Below are 17,238 nucleotides of genomic sequence, written 5' to 3' on the forward strand. Positions count from 1 at the left end.
TGATGTCGGCAGCAGCCGTCGGATTCACAGGGTCGTCGCCGAGCGACCGCAGCGGTCCCGCGATACCGAGCGATCCACCGGCGCCTTCGACGAAGGCCACGAATGGCGCACCCAGGTTGACTCTGGGGGACGAGGAGGTGTCGGTCGAAGTTCCGCAGAGGTCGTACGTCTCGTACTCCGACCGACGTACCACTCAGTACCGGGAGCCAGAACCCATCAGTGCAGGCCAGCTCACCCTCAGTACGTCCGACGACATCGGAGGCGAGGTCACCATCTTTGTCACTCGCCCGGACAAGAGGATCAAGGATGTCTTGGTCTTCGGCAACTACGTGACTGCTCGTCAAGTCGTGCACATGCAGTGGCTCATGTCGAAGGACGGCATCGAACTTGCCTGGAAAGCCCTCGCTTTCTCGGACTGGACCGTCGAACGCGGTGACGTTGTCCTCACCAGTGAAGGTGCTGGCCGCTTCTTCGATGCCGTCTCCCTGGATGAGCCAACTCCTTATCAGATCTCGCATGTCAAGAAGGTTGAGGTTCAGACCGACGGGAGAACCGTGATTGCTGACAAGGGCACCTCTTACCTCGGCTACCTGCCGCCATACGACGACTCGTTGATCGGGAAGCACATCGACTCGGTCGAGATCGGGCAGTCAGCACCTGGACTCGTGCCGAGATCGCCGTGGACTGCGCCGACGCCCTCGGAGGATGCGCCATGAACCAGCAGTGGCAGGCGCGTCGCGGGTGGATCGCTGTGCTCGCGGTAGCGATCGCCACCGGAATTTGCGTGGTGCTCGTTCGTGCGGCCCCGTCGACCGAAGAGCCACCCGACGCTGCCCCACCGATGGGCCCGATTCCAACAGATTCCCCGGAGCCCGCCCGCGCCACAGTCCACTTTTCCCAGTCCGAGGGTTGCAGCGCGATCTTGGCCGCCGACCCCGAACGGGTGTCCGACGAGACAGCCGAGGCCGACAAGGAGTGGGTGTCCGAGGAGTTCTTCGGCGACCGCCCCTCAGACAATTCCTTCCGACTCCTCGTGCGGTCCTCATGTGGCGATCTGCCCGTGGTCGTGATCGGGGTCAAGAATAGTTCGGTCGAGGTCCCGTCGCACGGGCCCGGCGGCACTCCCGTGATCGCGTACCGCCAACCAAAGATTGTGGCCTTCTGATCTCAGGTGGCGAGCGATCGCGGCAACACCAGGCTCGAAGCCATCTCACCTAGGAAGGCGAAGGAGACGCCGTGGAGCTTTCGAGGAGAACCCGACGAGGGTCGATCATCGTCGCAGTCTGCTTGATCGCAGCGGGACTCTGTCTCGGAGCCGTTGGACTCAGGGCGTTCGGCGAGAACTCACCGAACGACTCAGACACCGAAGTGGATGACGCCCCGTTGACCGACCAGACTCCCCGCGAGCAACCACCGCCTCCGCTCGCCGACATTCAAGCCTCCCGATCCCAGGGTTGCCCCGCGATACTGGACAGCAACACCGAGCCGGTTTCCGACGAAACGGTCAAGGCCGACCTCAGCTACCTGACCAAGACCGTGTACCGCGTTCAGTTCCCGGATGGCCCTGTCCACGGTATTGGAGAATCCTCGTGCGTACACCCGTCATGGCTTAGGTGCAGAGGGAGTTCGTGGCTTTCTGAACCCGCTTCGACAGCGGGGGTCAGCCCACCCAGAAGCCGCGGCCGCCGCCCCACATGTCGCCCATGCCGCCGGCTCCCCCACCGGGAGCGCGTGAGCCCAGGTACGAGCCGACCACGGCAGCACCGAGGTCGTCGAGCTCGGGCGCGACGACGGTGCCGCCGGCCCGTCGTGCCATCTGCTCGATGAACCGCGCCAGGCCCGGGTCCTCGCCCAGCCTGAAGAACGTGGTCTGGGCGCCGAGACGTGTGGCGTTGTCGAGCTCGCGCACGGCATAGGCGACCGTCAGCGGGTGTGGCGGGTAGTCGAAGTAGACCTCGCCACTGGACTCCAGGTGCGACGTCGGCTCGCCATCGGTGACGATCAGCAGCACCGGTTGGGCGTGGGGATGCTTGCGGAAGTGCCGGTTCGCCAGCAGCAGTCCGTGGTGCAGGTTCGTGCCCTTGGTGTAGGAGGCGTCCAGCGCCGTGAGCTGCTCGATGTCCATCGTCTCGGCGTGCCGCCCGAAGGCGATCAGCTCCAGATCGTCGCCGCGGAACCGGCTCGAGATCAGCGTGTGCAACGCCAGGGCCGTGCGCTTCATCGGCACCCACCGGCCGTCGAGCGCCATCGAGAACGACGTGTCGACCAGCAGCGCGACGCACGCCTGGGTGCGGGCCTCGGTCTCCTGCACCTCGACGTCGTCGATCTGCAGACGGACCCCCTCAGCAGTCGAGCCGCCCTCGCCGGCCGTTCGGGTGATGGCGTTGGTGATGCTGCGCGTGACGTCCCACGGCTCGGTGTCGCCGAAGGCCCATGCCCGGGTCGCACCGGATCGTTCACCGGCGGCGCCGGCCTGACGCAGATCGCGATTTCCCTGGCGCCCCGACATCTTGTCGGCGACGTCGCGCAGCAGTGCCTTGCCCAGCTGGCGCATGGCCTTGGGCGTCAGACGCAGCTGGCCGTCGGTGCCGCGCTTCATGGTGCCCGAGTCCCGCAGCGCCTTCTCCAGCTCCTGCAGGGTGCGGGCGTCGACGGCGGCCTCGTCGCCGAGCTGGCGTGCCAGCGTCTCGAGGTCGAGGTCGTCCATCCGTGATCCGTTGTAGGACTGCGAGAGCTGGTCGGAGAGCTGGTCGAGGTCGGCGATGTCCTGAAACACCCCGGTACCGTCGCCCAGCCCCATGCCCTGGTCGCCGTCCATGGGCGTGGATCCGCCCCAGTCCTCCCCCGGTCGCATCGCCTGCAGGTTCTCGTCGAGCTGCGCCAGCGAGTCCATCAGCTCCGGGGACCCGAAGGCCTGCTCGGACAAGGCATCGAGCTCGGCGCGCTGCTCGGCCGACATCGAGTTGCGCATCCTCTGCGCCGCGGCTGCACGCTGGGCCAGTGCGTCCAGCAGCTCCTCGATGGTCTGCGGGTTCTCGGGGAAGTGCTCACCGTGCTTGGCCATGAAGTCGGCGAACTGGCCGTCGGTGTCCTCGCCACGGCGGTGTGACTCCAACAGCTGGTTCAGGTCGCCGAGCATCTCGTTGATGGCGGCGCGGTCCTCGTCGGTGGCGTTCTCCAGGGCGTTCTTCATGCCAGCGAATCGCTGGTCGAGCATCTCGCGGCCGAGCAGATCCTTGATCTTCTCGAAGTCCTCGCGGGCCTCCGAGCTCTTCCAGTCGTAGTCGCCCAGCTCGCTGACAGCGGCCGCCGGGGAGCTCGGCAGGTTGTCCAGCTGCATCTGGGCGAGCGTGCGGTCGGTGTCGTCGATGTCGACGTCGCGGGCCAGCTGTCCGCGCTCGGCTAGAACGGCCTTGTCGAGCAGCTCACGGATCTCGTTCAGCGTCCCGTCCAGATGGTGCTTATGGGTCAGCTCGCGACGCTTCTCGGCGACCCGGCGGGCCAGATCATCGAGCCCCGCCTGATCCGCGCCGCCACGGCGCAGGAACTCGGCCATCGCGCGCTCGGGCGAATAGCCGGACATGACGTCGTCGCCGATGGCGTTGAGTGCCTCGGACAGGTCGACCGGTGGTGCCAACGGGTCGGGTCCGCCGTCGTAGCGGCCGTACCGCGAATCACGTGTGAGACGCCGGTTCTGACGACTAGCCATAGATGGTCTCGCCGCCTCCGGAGTCCTTGCTGATCTGGCGTCCGAGGTACAGACCTTCCAGGGCCAGCTCGATGGCGCCGGCGCGCTGGCCGTCGTTGGTGGCTTCGAGGCGTTCGCAGACCTCGTCGTAGATCTCGGACTCCCCCAGGACCGGCAGACCGGCCAGGAAGTCGCGAGCGGTGACCTGCTCACCGGTGGAGACCATGACGCCATTCTCGATCGCCTCGACCAGCACAGCGAAATCGATGCCGCGCAGGTGTGCCCGCACCGTCTCGGCGGTCGCCGTGCGCAGCAGGTGGTCGAGGATGTCGTCTTCGCGGCCCTCCTCGCCGGACTCGAACTCGATCTTGCCGCCGAGCACGTCGACGGCGGTCTCGAGGTCGACCGGACGAGCGACTGCATGGTCCTCGCCCTGGCGGGTGGCGCGGTGGATGGCCGCCGCTGCAATGGTCTCGGCGCCCGCAATGGCGAATCGGGCGCTGACGCCGCTGCGCTGGTCGACCGCGCTGGACTCGCGCAGGGCGCGGGTGAAACGCGCCAGGATCTCGACCAGGTGGTCAGGCACCTCGGCGACGAGGTCGGCCTCCTGACGGATCACTGCGATCTCGTCGTCGAGCTCGGTCGGGTAGTGCGTGCGGATCTCGGCGCCGAAACGGTCCTTCAGCGGCGTGATGATGCGGCCGCGGTTGGTGTAGTCCTCCGGGTTGGCACTGGCGACCACCAGCGTGTCCAGCGGCAGACGCAGGACGTAGCCGCGGATCTGGATGTCGCGCTCCTCCATCACGTTGAGCATCGCGACCTGGATGCGCTCGGCGAGGTCGGGCAGCTCGTTGATCGCCACGATGCCGCGGTGGCTGCGCGGGATGAGTCCGAAGTGGATCGTCTCGGGGTCACCCAGGCTGCGACCCTCGGCGACCTTCATCGGGTCTACGTCGCCGATCAGGTCCGCCACCGACGTGTCGGGCGTGGCGAGCTTCTCGGCGTAGCGATCGTCGCGGTGACGCCAGGCGATGGGGAGGTCGTCGCCCATCTCGGCCGCGCGGCGCTGGCTGCCCACGGTGATGGGCTCGAAGGGATGCTCGCCGAGCTCGGCACCGTCGATGACCGGGGTCCACTCGTCGAGCAGGCCGATCATCGTGCGCAGCAGGCGGGTCTTGCCCTGCCCGCGCTCGCCGAGCAGCACGATGTCGTGCCCAGCGATCAGCGCACGCTCGAGCTGCGGGATGACCGTGGACTCGAAGCCGTGCAGGCCCGGCCACGGATCACGTCCCTCGGCCAGTGCAGCCAGCAGGTTGTCGCGGATCTCGACGCGCAGAGTCTTCTGGACATGTCCTGAAGACCGGAGCTCGCCGACGGTTGCCATGGAGGGAGCAGTCACGTCTTCCACGCTACTGCGATGCACCAGATCCGCTCGGTGCGCGGTGCTACTTGCCTGGCCACTCCCCGGTGGCACGCTCGAAGAGCCGAGCCCCGCCCCGCTGTGTCGCCGCCTTCACGACGCCGTAGATCGCGCCCTGCACGAGAGCTGCGGTCAGCACGGTGCGCATCGCGTACTCGCTCTGCAGGGGGTCAGGAGTAGAGCCGTCCGAGCTGGGGGCCGCCCTGGCCCAGACCTTCTTGTAGACCGCGCTGGCCGCGAGGCCCGCGATGATCGAGCCCGCGATGCCGACCGGACGGTAGAGGATCTTCGCCGACGTGGACGCGGCGGGCTTCTGGTGCGCCATCATCGGGTCCACCGCCAAACGAGAGTGCCGGCGACGGCGACGAATGCCGCGGCGACGGCGGCCGGCATGACCGGACTGGTCCTGACGGTCTCGGTCGCCTGGTGCGCCGAGTCCTTGACGTTCTCGGTGACCTGGTGGGCGGTGTCCTTGACGTTCTCGGTGGCCTCGTGGGCCGAGTCCTTGACACGTCCCTTCACGTCGAGCTTCTCACCCAGGGCGGACACGGTCTCGCCCAGCTGCTCGCGGGTGGCCTCGATGTCGGCCACGATCTCTTCACGTTCATCCATGGTCGCGTGCTCCCTTGATGGTGGCGATGTCGGTCTGGACCGACTCGATGGTCTGCTCCGGTGCCACGGGGGCTGCGGTGGCGATCTGCTTCTTGCCCACCAGCGCCGTCACACCGGCGATGGCGAACAGCACGGCCGCGACGATGAGCGCGGAGAGCCAGCCGGGGACGACCTCAGCCAGCCCCAGCACTGCGGCAGCCACGAGCACGGCCAGTCCGAGGAATCCGAACAGGCCGGCTCCGCCGAACAGTCCGGCACCGAGGCCCATGTGCTTGACGGAGTCCTGGACCTCGACCTTGGCCAGTGCGATCTCGTCGCGAGCCAAGCGCGTCACCTGGTCGGACAGCTGGCTCATCAGCTCGGGCAGCGATGCGTCGTTGTCGGGCATGGAAATCCTTTCGAGAACTCGGCGGCTCGGTGAGCGCCTGGCTTCCTCGTGCCCCGGCCGGACCGAAGTCAAACATAGTGCCCCGCGCCGAGGGCGGCCGATCAGCCCGCGTACGGACAAGCGGTACTCGTGTGCCGCGTCGTGCTCACGGAAGGGCTGAATGTTTTGGGCTCGCCAGATGGTCTATCGACAGACTGTCGCCCGATGACCATATTCCGGCGCGAGCCACCTCACACCGAGCCGCGGCGTGCGGGACTTACCGGGGCTCGTCCCACGTGAGGGTCCCAACATGAAGGGGGAAGACCATGAAGCGAGTTTCACGACCGGCGGGGCCTGCCGTCATGGCTGTCGGGACTCTGGTCTTTGCGCCAGTGGCCACGGGCACAGCCCTCGCCGCGAACCATTGCCACCGGCCCAAGTGGGACGTCCACCCCGACAAGGTCAGCACCGGCTCCTTCAGGTGGGGAAACGGCACGGCCATTCGGACCGCCGGCTTCACCGACTGCACGATCGTTGGACGGGGATCTGGCAGGGGATCCTCGGCGAGTCAGGGCATCGACGTGCACTGCCTTCGCACCAACGACAACAACCTGGACTGGGTGTACGCCCGCAACACGAGCATCGGCAAGGCTGGGTGGGCCAGGGCCGACGCCGTCTACACGAACAGCCTCGTCATTCCGCCGCGCTGTTGAGCCATCCCCGCTGCGGGGCTCACGGGTGGTTGGTCCTGGCTGGTCCGGACCCCATGGGGCGGAATTCACGCCTACTTCCCGCGCCTCACGTCGAGCGAGCGACGGCGGCTTCACAGCTCAGGGCCACGATCGCTGGAATGAAACAAGACCCCCACACCGGCGAGAGTGTGAGGGTCTTGAGCGGGAGACATTACCAAACTTCAATCGACCTTCGGTCCCAGTCGACGATGACTGAGGTGCGCAGCGTTTCGCAGATCTCCTCGGACGAGGAATCCCCGGCCGATCCGTACACGGCGGGGAGCAATGACTCAACTGTGACTGCGGAAGTCAGCGTGCGCAGGGGTCCTGACAGATTACGCGGCACCGCTCCCCCGCGGCCCGCCGCTCTGCTCAGCTGATGCACCTGCCAGGTAGCAGCCACCGCCTTGGTCCGATGCGTGAACCGTCCCCGTGTTTCCGCCGCTCTCAATCGTTGACCTTACAGTTACGTGGCGGCCGCCCCAGATAGTTCCGTGTCGTCCGCGGGCACGGCCCCCGAGTCATCGGCAAGGGCTCGTGACCGTTAGCAGAACGTTGCCCGGGACATGCCGAGGTCGTGCACGACTTGCGCGGCCGGCGTGCCACCTTGAATGAGTCTGAAATCGTCGTTGCCGCTCCGCACGGTCGATGAGATGCCTGGGGTCAAGAGACCCCAGAACAGTACCAACCTCGTCGCTCCGACCTGCGCCGCTGCGCGGAGGAGGTCACATTCTCTATGCTCCGGCAATGATCGTGTTGCGCAGGACGCCGAGCCGATCGACCTCGACTTCGACGACGTCGCCTGGTTCCATCAACCAAGGAGGGGTGCGTGAGTAGCCGACGCCAGCCGGGGTCCCCGTTGCTAGAAGATCGCCGGGATTGAGAGTGAACGTGCGACTGATGAATGACAGAGTTTCGCCCACGGTGTAAACCATCTCATCGGTGCTGCCCTCTTGCACCAGCTCGCCGTTGACCCGGGTCCTGATCTCCAACCCGTCGCGCAGGTCCCCCACCTCTTCTGTGGGGACCAGCGGTCCCAACGGTCCTGACCGGTCAGCATTCTTGCCGAGGGTCCACTGCGACGTCAGCTTTTGCGCTCGCCGTGCCGTGATGTCGTTGAACGTGGAGTAGCCCACCACCGCCGAGAGCGCCTCTTCTGGTGTCGCCTCAGACAGGGTGGCCCCGACGTAGGCCACTACTTCACCCTCCCAGTCGAGCCCGTCCTCGTCTGCGGGCACCGGAATCTCGGCCCCGTCGACGGCGAGCGAGGTCGGCCATCGCGCGAACAACGTCGGATGCGGTGGTACGCCCTCTGCAGCATACGAACCCTCCGCGACGTGCTTCATGTAGTTCAGGCCGATGCAGATCACGCGAGCCCCAGGCAGCACCGGGGGCACCAGCAGGACCTCGGTCGTCGACATGGCTGGCAGACCGACCACGTCGGCCTGTGTGAAGCGACGCGGATCGGACCAGAACTCCTCGAGCCCAGCCAAAGGGATCACCTCCGCGCCGTCCTGAGTGAGACTGCCAATCATCGTGACCTCGTCAGCACCGCGGTAGCCGACCAGACGGACACTCATACTCTTCCTCCTCGTTTAAGGAAAACACCTAAATGTTCTATATGGTAAAGATGTATCATGCCGAAGTGACTTCCCACGCGCTGATGTCCCGGTCCGAGCGCCTGGCTGCCACCATCGAGGAGCAGATCCGTCGCGATCGCCTTGCTCCTGGGGACCCGATCGGCACACTCGACGAACTGCGCATGGCAAGCGGGTACTCCAAGCCAACTGTCAGCGAGGCGGCCCGCCTGCTGCGCGACCGTGGGGCTGTGACCATCAGGCCCGGTCGCGGTGGAGGCCTGTTCGTCACGAACCGGGGCCCAGTGGTGCGACTGCGACGCACACTCCTGTCGGTCGCTGAGACTTCGACCACTGTGGCCGATGCGGTCGAGCTGCGCGAGCACCTCGAGCTGCTCGTTGACCAAGGTGCCGCTCGGTGCAGGACCGACTCCGACGTGCGCGAGCTACGCGACCTGGTCAAGACGATGGGAAACGCCCCCGACTGGGCGACGTTCATGGCGGCGAACTGGTCGCTGCACGAACGGATCGCCCTGATCTGCCCCAACGAGATGGCCCGTGCCGTCTACATCTCCACCCTCGAGCACCTCACCTCGACCACCCCGTCCTTCGACGGCGAGGCCGACTTCGTCGGGTACCTCGAATTGCGGCAGCAAGCGCACATCGACTTGGTCGAGGCGATCGCCTCCGGGGACGTCGAACGCGTCGTCGGCGCAGTTGCCACACACTCCGCCACGGCGAACGCTCCGACGGGATCGCAGCCGTGAACCCCACCGAAGCCCGGCACCTGAGCGCGAACCTGCTGCACTCTTACACCGAGATGGCAGACTCCCAAGACATCGATGCCGCAGTGGCACTTCTCGGCGACGCCGAGGTGCGCTTCCCCTCCGGTGGATTTGATCGACCGGAGGACGCACGCCCCTTCTTCGAACGGATCTGGTCGGCCCACACGACCCACCGACACGACGTCACGAACCTCATCGTGCAGCCCGAAGGGCATCGCTGGCGCGCCCAAGCGCATTACGTGCGATGGATGTTCGAGGACGAGCCTGCCGTGCACACGCTCGGCCTCTACGACCTGCTGCTCACCACCACCCACAACGCTCTCATCGTCCGTCGGTTCACGGTGGCCAGACAGTGGTCCCGAGCCTGAGCCACCGAGCTCGGTTCGTCTCGTTGATGACTATCGGGTGATGAGGTTGACTGCGCCGTCAGCGAGGGCGGATCCGCCGCCGGTCCAGAGTCCGGCCCACAGGAGGGACCCGACGCCGACGATCACGCAGAAGTGCGTGCGGGTGGTGCCGAATTCGCGAGCCATGAGTGCGGTCGGGGTACGTGCTCCGGGGATGAAGCGGAGGGCCGCAAGGCCGACGTCGCTGCACAGCGGCCGAGTTGCCAGTATGGACAACAGCGCGCTGAAGTGCGGTCGTCTCTCTCTGAGACGTCGAGCACGGCCCAGCATCGGACCGGCGGCTGCATACGTCGCGAAGTCGCCACCGAGCATGCCGGCGGCCACCACGAGGACCGCCGCCCACAGCGGTACCACGTCGCCGTGGGCGAGTGCGCCGGCGGCGATGGCAGCGGCCTCTGCCGGGCCGAAGGGGATGATCATGACGAGACCGATGACCGTGAGCGCCACCCAACCGGGCGGGTGAATGTCGAGCCCCGTGACGTTAGAAGGCAGGCTGAGCAGGTCAGCTGGCCAGTTCATAACGCTTGTCGGCGCTCTCGGCGATGGTCGAACCCGACATGACGTCCCGATAGTGCTCGAGGAGGCTGTCGTTGACGTTCTCCCAGGTCCGCCCCGCGACCATGGCGTGCGCTGTCGTTCCGAGACGTCGGCGAAGGGAACGGTCGTCGGCCAGCCGTTGGACGGCGAGCATGAGACCAGTGGGGTCTCCGGTCGTGTACTTCAGTCCGTTGACGCCATGGTCGATGCGGTCGATCAGACCCCCGGCATCGGGACCGACGATCGGGACAGCGCTGGCCTGCGCCTCCTGCACTGCCTGGCAGAAGGTCTCGTCCGCGCCAGGGTGGACGAAGATGTCGAGAGAGGCAAATGTTTCAGCGAGCTCGACTCCTTCTTGAGGCCCGAGGAAGAGTGCCTGAGGCAGGACTCTGCGCAGGTGTGCCTCCTCAGGGCCATCCCCGACCAGCACCAGTCTGGTTCCCGGCAGGTTCTGGATCGCCCGCAGCCGATCGAGCCCTTTTTCCTTGGCCAACCGGCCGACGTAACCGATGAGCACGTCCCGCGACTGAAGCAACGTGTGTCTGTGTTGCGCGTTGCGGCGGCCGGGGTTGAAGCGCACGGTGTCGACTCCGCGCGGCCAGAAGTGGACGCGCGGGACGCCGAGGGAGTGGAGCTGTTCGAGGCTTGCCGTCGAGGGAGCGAGTGTGCGGTCGGTCAGCCGGTGGACACGCCGCACGTGGCGCTTGATGACCGGTGCGACGGCGGCTCCGAGGCGATATCGGGGGACAAACCCGATCAGATCGGTCTGGTAGATGCTGACAGTCGGGATGCCGAGCGTGCGGGCTGCGTGAATCGCGGCCGCGCCGAGAAGGAAGGGACCCGCCAGGTGGACGACGTCTGGCCGAAAGGCCTCCATGATGTGCTGGAGTCGGCGCCGGGTGGCCAGGCCCACCGTGAAGCCACGGTTCATCGGTAGGTCCACACCGGCGACGTGGTGCACCCGGGCACCTGCGTACGTGGCTGGCCCGGTGGGCGCGACCACGGCTGCGGTGTGCCCCCGAGCAGTGAGGTGCTCAAGAACCCGACACACGGAGTTGGTGACTCCGTTGATCTGCGGGAGGAAGGATTCAGTCACGACCAGCACGCGAAGCGGCTGGTGGGGTCGGAGCGCAGTTTCAGTCATGCCTTCTACTCTCGGCATCTGCGGCTCCGCGGTGAATCTGGTTGAGTCCCCTTCTGGGGTGGTGATTTCCCTACCCAACTGGGTGTCCAACCCGATTCCAGACGTTCTGCGAAATCCCTAGCGTCGTCATCATGAACCTCATCGACTCCCACCGGGAGATGTCATGAACGCATTGAGCCTGATCGGCGAGGCGCTGTCGGGGCTCGAGGCCGCCGTCGTCACGCTGGGCACGTCGCCCCAGACGATGGTGGTGATCGTGCTGCTGTGCTGGCTGGACGGATTCTTCCCGCTGGTCCCGAGCGAGTCCGTCGTCATCGCTGTCGCCTCGACGCTCATCGGCTCAGGTGGCTCGATCATGGACGTCGCCCTGCTCGTTGCCGCAGCAGCCTTCGGCGCCTTCTGCGGAGACATGACCGCATACGCGCTCGGCTCACGCTTCAGGAGAAATCGGTGGGGGCTGGCTCGCACGGCACAGGGGCGAAACGCGCTGACCCGGGCGCACGCATCGCTGGAACAGCGCGGCAGCTCCTACGTCCTGGCGGGCCGGTTCGTCCCGGCCGGGCGGGTCTTCATCAGCATGGCCGCGGGAGCAACCGGCTACTCCAGGGCGCAGTTCACGCCGCTCGCAGCGCTTGGGTCTGTGATGTGGGGTGCGTGGGTGAGCATGCTTGGCGTCGGGGCAGGTCACGTCCTGCGTGACCAGCCGCTTCTGGCAGTGGTCGTGGGTGTGGTGGTCGGCGTGATGATGGGTCTGCTCGTGGACCGGCTTCTGCGTGCGCTCCGGACTCTGAAGCGTGCCGACCCGCCGGGGATGGGTTCGCGTCCGCGGGCGATGGTGTCGGCTCACCGCGGTGCGGCCAGGCAGTCAGGTTCTCGGGACAACTCGTGGGAGTCGCTGGTCTCGGCGATGCAGATGCCCGTCGAGTACGTCGAGTTCGATCTTCACCGCACCGCCGACGGAGAGTTCGTCCTTCATCACGGCAGCCGGGCGCTCGGTGTCGATGGGCGTCGCCGCCGGATCTCGAGCAGCGCCTACGTGGAGCTGCTCGAGGCCGGGGAGGGCCCACTACCGCGCTACCGCGATGGTCTGGAGTTGCTCAGCGCCCACGGCAAGCGTGCGCATATCGACCTCAAGTTCACCGACCCGACAGGAGGGTCTGCGGCTGATGAGATCCGAGCCGCCGAAATCGCCCTGGCCGTCATGGGTGAGAGCTCTGCATTCTTGATCACCACGCTCGCCGACGCGTCCGTCCGTGCGCTGCGGGACTGGGCGGAGGCCAGGTCGCCCGGCACGTTGGTGGGCCTTTCACTCGGGCTGCACCGATGGCCGTCGGCGCTCTTCCCCGGCCGACGACTGCGCCGCTGCGGCGCGAACGCGGTGGCTGTCGACCACCGAGTCGGCTGCTTCCGACTCCTTACTTGGGCGCACCGGCAGAACATGCCGGTCTTGGTATGGACGGTAGATGAAGGCCGCCCGTTGCGTCGTCTGCTGACCGACCCGCGGGTGTGGATGGTGGTGACCAACCACCCGGGCAGGGCGACACTCAGCTCGGCAGGCGTGGGTGAGTTGACGCCCGTGCTTGCGGCGTGATGGGACATTCTGGAGCAATGGAGATCGAATGGACCAAGCCCGTCGGCCGGCTGGGCGCGGAGTGGGTCCGTGCCGAGGCGGTGGCTGAACGGCTGCGCTTGACGGTCGTCTCGGCGGGCTATGCCGTGCTGGCCGCGCCGTCTCTTGCTCTTGTCGTGCTGACGATTCTGTGCTTCGCGCTGACCCCGTTGTTCGGGGCCGGTTACGTGGTGATGCTCGCGGTCGTTCCGTCGATTCAGGGGATCGCAGTGCTGCATCGGACGCTGTCTGGCCTGTTGCTCAACGAGCAGATCCCGGTCTCCTACCGCGACACCAGCGGGATCGCGTTGAAGCATCCGCTGGTGTGGGCGCGCGACGCCGCGCGGTGGCGTGACTTCGCCGGACTGTGGTTCTCGATCACGGTGGGATTTGCGCTTTCGATCCTCCCGGTGGCACTCCTTGCGGTGCCGACTGTACTCATCATCAAGGGTCTCACCGTCGATGGCTCCGACCTCGTGCGCGGTCTGGTCCTGTGTGGTCCCGGTGTCGTCGCCTGGTGGCTGATCACACCGGCCGTCGTCAAGGTCCGCGCGCTGGTCGACCGCAGCGTGTTCAGCGACACATCCGCGCGACTCGCGGCGCGAGTGAGCGTGGTCGAAGAGTCCAGGGCGGAAACGTTGGACCATTCGGCCGCAGAGATCCGCCGGATCGAGCGCGACTTGCACGACGGCCCACAGGCCCGGATCGCCGCGGTCGGGATGAGCGTCGGCTTGGCCGAGAAGTTGGTCGCGACGGACCCAGAAGCTGCCGCGACCCTCCTGCGCGAGGCGCGCCAGACGACAGTCTCAGCGTTGGAAGACCTGCGCGGACTCGTCCGCGGCATCATGCCGCCGGTCCTTGCCGACAAGGGCTTGTCCGAGGCGATCGAGGCGCTCACGGTCAGCCTGCCCCTGCCTGTCACCGTGAGCCTTCCGATCCACCGGCTGCCGCAGCCCATAGAGTCGGCGGTTTACTTCGCAGTGGCCGAGTGCTTGGCCAACACCGTGAAGCATGCCGAGGCGTCCACCGCGTTCGTGCGCGGTTCCCACCACGGCACCCGGCTGCGGCTGGTTGTCGGCGACGATGGGCGAGGCGGCGCCGCAGCCGACGGGCGCGGACTGAGCGGGCTCGTCCGCAGACTGGCCGCCTTCGACGGTACGGTCTCGGTGGAGAGCCCGCCGGGGGGTCCCACAGAGATCACCATGGAGCTGCCGTGTCAGGCCTGAGAGCTGTGCTCGCCGAGGACCAGGCCCTGCTCCGCGTGGGACTCACCCGAATCCTCGAGACCGGTGGCGTCGAGGTGGTCGAGTCGGTCGACAACGCTCCTTCGCTGGTTCGAGCGCTCGAACGCGAGGACATCGACATCGCTGTGGTCGACGTACGCCTGCCTCCGACCTTCACCACCGAGGGACTCGAGTCCGTCATAGCCGCTCGGGCGCACCGCCCGCTCCCCGTCCTCGTGCTGAGTCAATATGTCGAACCGCTCTACGCCCGCAACCTGCTGGCCGATGGAGCAGGTGCGGTGGGCTATCTCCTCAAGGACCGGGTCTCTGACGTCGACTCCTTCCTCGCGGCCGTCGACCAGGTAGCAGGCGGCGGGACAGTATTGGATCCGGAGGTGGTCGCGCGCCTTTTCGCCCGGCGACAGCAGCCCCTGGACCACCTTTCCGAAAGAGAGCGCGACGTGATGACCCTGATCGCCGAGGGTCGTACCAATGCCGCGATCGCGGCCCGGCTCTACGTCTCCGAGGGCGCGGTCGGCAAGCACATCAACTCGATCTTCGGCAAGCTCGACCTGCCCACCGCACCTGACGACAACCGTCGAGTGCTTGCCGTCTTGGCATGGCTCGACCGCGGTTGACGTCGACACCCCGCCGCGCGGCACGCTCACCTGGCGGTGCTTAGGTCCTCGGGCGTCCGAAGATAGGCAAGGACCATGTCCGCCAGCTCGTCGGCATAGCGAGTCCAGTCGTCGCCGGAGAACTTTTCCGGTGCTCCCTGTGCCCGCATGGCGCGGTGCACGAACGACGCCAAGATGGTCTCAGCAGACGCTCGCACGGCGTAGCCCACGTCCGACCGTTCGATCATGGACCAGTACGGCTTGGTCGCAGCCGCGAAGAAGTCGTAGCCAGCCTCCAGAGCAGCCTGCCCGGGGTCCCTGAGGTTACGCCGATCCGTTCTACCGAAGAGGTCCGGCAGAACGGCCGAGTCGTGAGTGAAGGCGACCGCGAGTGCATGGACGTAGGCGCGGATGATGCCGTCCAGATTGTGAGGAGCGGCGTCTACGGCGGTCACGATACGGGCTTCCAGGTCGCTCAGCATGCGCTCCTTCAACACCGTCAACAGTTGATCTCGCCCCTCGAAGCGTCGGTAGATCGACCCGACCGAGACACCTGCGCGCTCAGCGACGGCAGCCATCGTGCAGTCCTCGTAACCGACCTCGGCGAGAACTTCCTCGGCCGCAGTCAGGAGCTTGCGGAGCGCCTCGCGACTGCGGGCCTGCTGCGGTGGTCGGAAACCCACGGGATTGACGGCGTGCTCCATGCGGGGATCCTACCGTTCGGCCGACGCGTCCTGCCCCGGGCGGCGCAGCGGAGGAGCGGTCACCGCATCGCGCGATGCCCAACGTCGGCGACCACTCGGCCGCTGCCTCGGGCCCTGCTCCACGACAGGTGAGAATTGGTGATTGACGTCACATGGCCCGCCCCACATACTGTTACCCAACGCGAACGCGAATATCGATTCACGTTAGCTGCCGGATGCTGACTCTGCGTCCACGTTGTAGTGCTCCCCCACTATCGGAAGGTTCCACCCTGATGGAAGCTGGTACGCAGTCCGCCACCACGCCACCCACGCCGAGCCAGGTCGTCCCGCGACTGACGAAGGTGATCGGGTTCCTCGTCTTCACGGAGATCGTCTACGGCATGTTGCGCGGCTTCTACGGCCCACTCGTCAGCGATATCTCCGTCAATCTAGGTATCTCCGATGGTGCGTTCAACTGGTTCGAGACGGCCCAGCACACCATGGCGGTGCTCATGGTGATCGTCTTCGCGCGCCTCGGTGACGTGCGGGGGCTCAAGCGGGTGCTGCTCTGGACAACGACCATCACGGCGGCGGGGGCTTGGATCCTGGTGTTCGCCCCGTCGTTCAGCACGTTCCTCGTCGGATACGTACTGATGGGCGCATGCGCCGTCTGGCTTCCGCTCGAGATCGCGATCGTCTACAAGCGGACCGCGGGATCAGAGCACCAGCACCGCCTGAGCCGACGCGCGGCAGGCATCCTGATCAGCGCGTTCTACCTCTCGATCATCGGCGGAGCCGTCTTCGGCGGAGCCCTGGCGGACGCCGTGCCACTCCCGGTCGTCCTGTCGATCCCAGCCGTCCTGGCCACCGCCGCCACCGTCGTCGTCTGGTTCGGCATCGAGAACGACGAGCCGACTGCTTCTGCGACGAACCTGGACTGGGGGGGACTCGGGCTCCTGATGGCATCGCTGGGATCGTTCCTGGCGGGAATGGTCGCTATCCACATCCAGGGTGTGACGAGTCCGCTGGCCTGGGCGCTCGTCATCGTCGGCCTCGCCATCCAGATCCCCTTCGCACGCTACGAGTCGCGCCAGAGCGAGCCGATCATCGACGTGCAGCTCCTCAAGATCCGTGCGCAGTGGCCCGTGCAGTTAGCCGGGTTCCTGTACGGGCTCGCTCTCATCGGTGCAGAGATCCCGAACATCACCTACTTCGGCACCGACCCTGACGTCGTCGGGTACGGGTTGGGCGTCGGTGCGGGATTCGTGTCCCTTGGGATCGCGAGCCAAGTCGTCTGCATCGCGATCGGAGCGCTCAGCTTCCCGACGATGGCCAACCTGCTCGGAGCACGTCGCGCGGTCGTCCTCGCTGCCTTTGTCGGAGCGCTGGGAGCGGGCCTTTGGCTGCCCTTCCACGACTCGTCAGGCATGGCACTGGTCAACCTGGGGATCACCGGTCTGGGAGCCGGCGCTGTCATGGCCGCCCTTCCCGTCCTCGCGGCCTCGGCGGCGCCACCGGATCGGACGAGCTTCGCTACGGGCATGAACAGCGTCGTCAAGAATCTCGGCGGCACCATCGCGACAGCCATCTTCGCCATCGTGCTGTCGGCGACCGGCTCACTCGACGCAGTCGCCGACAGGTTCGCACCCTTCTCGGGATACGTCACCGTGTGGTCGACCTGCGCCGCAGCAGCGCTTCTCGCCGGCTTCGTGCTGCTGCTGCTGCCGCGTTCGATCGACCGAGAGCCCGTGGCATCGAAGGCGGACTGATCCCGCGTCGAGGCCGCAACTGCGCTTGACAAATCTCCGCGCAAACCGAAAGATGAATGTACGTTCGCG

At 66.5% G+C, this 17,238-nt stretch carries 18 protein-coding genes; 9 read left to right on the forward strand and 9 right to left on the reverse strand.

The genetic code is table 11. From position 1 onward, the window contains the following. Nucleotides 1-716, forward strand: a 716-nt coding sequence (locus tag ACHAA3_RS16335) for a hypothetical protein (RefSeq protein WP_435710152.1), incomplete at its 5' end; no start/stop codon positions are given. Next, nucleotides 713-1,165 carry a hypothetical protein gene (locus ACHAA3_RS16340; protein ID WP_435710153.1) on the forward strand — a complete coding sequence of 151 codons (453 nt, stop codon included), beginning with the start codon at nucleotides 713-715 and terminating at the stop codon, nucleotides 1,163-1,165. The genes ACHAA3_RS16335 and ACHAA3_RS16340, both read left to right, overlap by 4 nt. A 495-nt stretch (nucleotides 1,166-1,660) precedes the next feature. Here the strand turns inward: ACHAA3_RS16340 and ACHAA3_RS16345 are convergent, their stop codons facing one another. The 5 genes from ACHAA3_RS16345 to ACHAA3_RS16365 form a co-directional block, all read right to left on the reverse strand. Beyond that, on the reverse strand, nucleotides 1,661-3,709 hold the full coding sequence (locus ACHAA3_RS16345) for a vWA domain-containing protein (RefSeq protein WP_435710154.1): 2,049 nt from the start codon (nucleotides 3,707-3,709) through the stop codon (nucleotides 1,661-1,663). Then, nucleotides 3,702-5,072, reverse strand: a complete 1,371-nt coding sequence (locus ACHAA3_RS16350; protein WP_435710179.1) for a magnesium chelatase — start codon at nucleotides 5,070-5,072, stop codon at nucleotides 3,702-3,704. The genes ACHAA3_RS16345 and ACHAA3_RS16350 overlap by 8 nt, the downstream gene beginning before the upstream one ends. 61 nt (nucleotides 5,073-5,133) lie before the next feature. Further along, complete coding sequence (locus tag ACHAA3_RS16355) at nucleotides 5,134-5,436, reverse strand: DUF4235 domain-containing protein (protein WP_435710180.1); 303 nt, start codon at nucleotides 5,434-5,436, stop codon at nucleotides 5,134-5,136. Continuing rightward, nucleotides 5,433-5,720 carry a DUF3618 domain-containing protein gene (locus ACHAA3_RS16360; protein WP_435710155.1) on the reverse strand — a complete coding sequence of 96 codons (288 nt, stop codon included), beginning with the start codon at nucleotides 5,718-5,720 and terminating at the stop codon, nucleotides 5,433-5,435. Before ACHAA3_RS16360 ends, ACHAA3_RS16355 begins: the two co-directional genes overlap by 4 nt. Continuing rightward, nucleotides 5,713-6,108, reverse strand: a complete 396-nt coding sequence (locus ACHAA3_RS16365) for a phage holin family protein (RefSeq protein WP_435710156.1) — start codon at nucleotides 6,106-6,108, stop codon at nucleotides 5,713-5,715. The genes ACHAA3_RS16360 and ACHAA3_RS16365 overlap by 8 nt, the downstream gene beginning before the upstream one ends. A 341-nt stretch (nucleotides 6,109-6,449) precedes the next feature. On the opposite strand from ACHAA3_RS16365, the gene ACHAA3_RS16370 reads away from it, so the two are divergent. Then, nucleotides 6,450-6,800 (forward strand): hypothetical protein, encoded by a 351-nt coding sequence (locus tag ACHAA3_RS16370; RefSeq protein ID WP_435710157.1) that lies wholly within the window; start codon nucleotides 6,450-6,452, stop codon nucleotides 6,798-6,800. A 752-nt stretch (nucleotides 6,801-7,552) separates the two neighbouring features. Here ACHAA3_RS16370 and ACHAA3_RS16375 read toward each other — a convergent pair. Beyond that, the gene (locus tag ACHAA3_RS16375) at nucleotides 7,553-8,398 is read right to left on the reverse strand and encodes a fumarylacetoacetate hydrolase family protein (RefSeq protein ID WP_435710158.1); all 846 of its coding nucleotides are present in this window, start codon (nucleotides 8,396-8,398) and stop codon (nucleotides 7,553-7,555) included. A 65-nt stretch (nucleotides 8,399-8,463) separates the two neighbouring features. Here ACHAA3_RS16375 and ACHAA3_RS16380 point away from each other — a divergent pair, with 65 nt between their 5' ends. Together ACHAA3_RS16380 and ACHAA3_RS16385 are read left to right on the forward strand one after the other, a co-directional pair. Then, nucleotides 8,464-9,162: a FadR/GntR family transcriptional regulator gene (locus ACHAA3_RS16380; RefSeq protein ID WP_435710159.1), complete on the forward strand. Its 699-nt coding sequence runs from the start codon at nucleotides 8,464-8,466 to the stop codon at nucleotides 9,160-9,162. Further along, entirely contained in the window at nucleotides 9,159-9,548 is a 390-nt protein-coding gene (locus ACHAA3_RS16385) for a hypothetical protein (protein WP_435710160.1), read from the forward strand. The genes ACHAA3_RS16380 and ACHAA3_RS16385 overlap by 4 nt, the downstream gene beginning before the upstream one ends. 30 nt (nucleotides 9,549-9,578) lie before the next feature. Here the strand turns inward: ACHAA3_RS16385 and ACHAA3_RS16390 are convergent, their stop codons facing one another. Both ACHAA3_RS16390 and ACHAA3_RS16395 read right to left on the reverse strand, forming a co-directional pair. Further along, on the reverse strand, nucleotides 9,579-10,007 hold the full coding sequence (locus ACHAA3_RS16390; protein ID WP_435710161.1) for a hypothetical protein: 429 nt from the start codon (nucleotides 10,005-10,007) through the stop codon (nucleotides 9,579-9,581). An 82-nt stretch (nucleotides 10,008-10,089) separates the two neighbouring features. Further along, entirely contained in the window at nucleotides 10,090-11,220 is a 1,131-nt protein-coding gene (locus ACHAA3_RS16395) for a glycosyltransferase family 4 protein (protein WP_435710162.1), read from the reverse strand. 211 nt (nucleotides 11,221-11,431) lie between these two features. Between ACHAA3_RS16395 and ACHAA3_RS16400 the strand changes: the two genes are divergently transcribed. The 3 genes from ACHAA3_RS16400 to ACHAA3_RS16410 are packed head-to-tail and all read left to right on the forward strand — an operon-like array spanning nucleotide 11,432 to nucleotide 14,738. Further along, nucleotides 11,432-12,859: a VTT domain-containing protein gene (locus ACHAA3_RS16400; protein ID WP_435710163.1), complete on the forward strand. Its 1,428-nt coding sequence runs from the start codon at nucleotides 11,432-11,434 to the stop codon at nucleotides 12,857-12,859. A gap of 17 nt (nucleotides 12,860-12,876) precedes the next feature. Beyond that, the gene (locus ACHAA3_RS16405) at nucleotides 12,877-14,103 is read left to right on the forward strand and encodes a sensor histidine kinase (RefSeq protein ID WP_435710164.1); all 1,227 of its coding nucleotides are present in this window, start codon (nucleotides 12,877-12,879) and stop codon (nucleotides 14,101-14,103) included. After that, nucleotides 14,091-14,738, forward strand: a complete 648-nt coding sequence (locus tag ACHAA3_RS16410; RefSeq protein WP_435710165.1) for a response regulator transcription factor — start codon at nucleotides 14,091-14,093, stop codon at nucleotides 14,736-14,738. The genes ACHAA3_RS16405 and ACHAA3_RS16410 overlap by 13 nt, the downstream gene beginning before the upstream one ends. 26 nt (nucleotides 14,739-14,764) lie before the next feature. On the opposite strand, the gene ACHAA3_RS16415 is transcribed toward ACHAA3_RS16410, so the two are convergent. Next, nucleotides 14,765-15,421, reverse strand: coding sequence for a TetR/AcrR family transcriptional regulator (locus ACHAA3_RS16415; RefSeq protein ID WP_435710166.1), 657 nt, complete (start codon nucleotides 15,419-15,421; stop codon nucleotides 14,765-14,767). Between the two features lie 272 nt (nucleotides 15,422-15,693). Between ACHAA3_RS16415 and ACHAA3_RS16420 the strand changes: the two genes are divergently transcribed. Beyond that, nucleotides 15,694-17,169: an MFS transporter gene (locus tag ACHAA3_RS16420; RefSeq protein ID WP_435710167.1), complete on the forward strand. Its 1,476-nt coding sequence runs from the start codon at nucleotides 15,694-15,696 to the stop codon at nucleotides 17,167-17,169. Nucleotides 17,170-17,238: the final 69 nt, after the last annotated feature.

This window comes from Aeromicrobium sp. CF3.5 (assembly GCF_051262695.1).
Taxonomy (GTDB): domain Bacteria; phylum Actinomycetota; class Actinomycetes; order Propionibacteriales; family Nocardioidaceae; genus Aeromicrobium.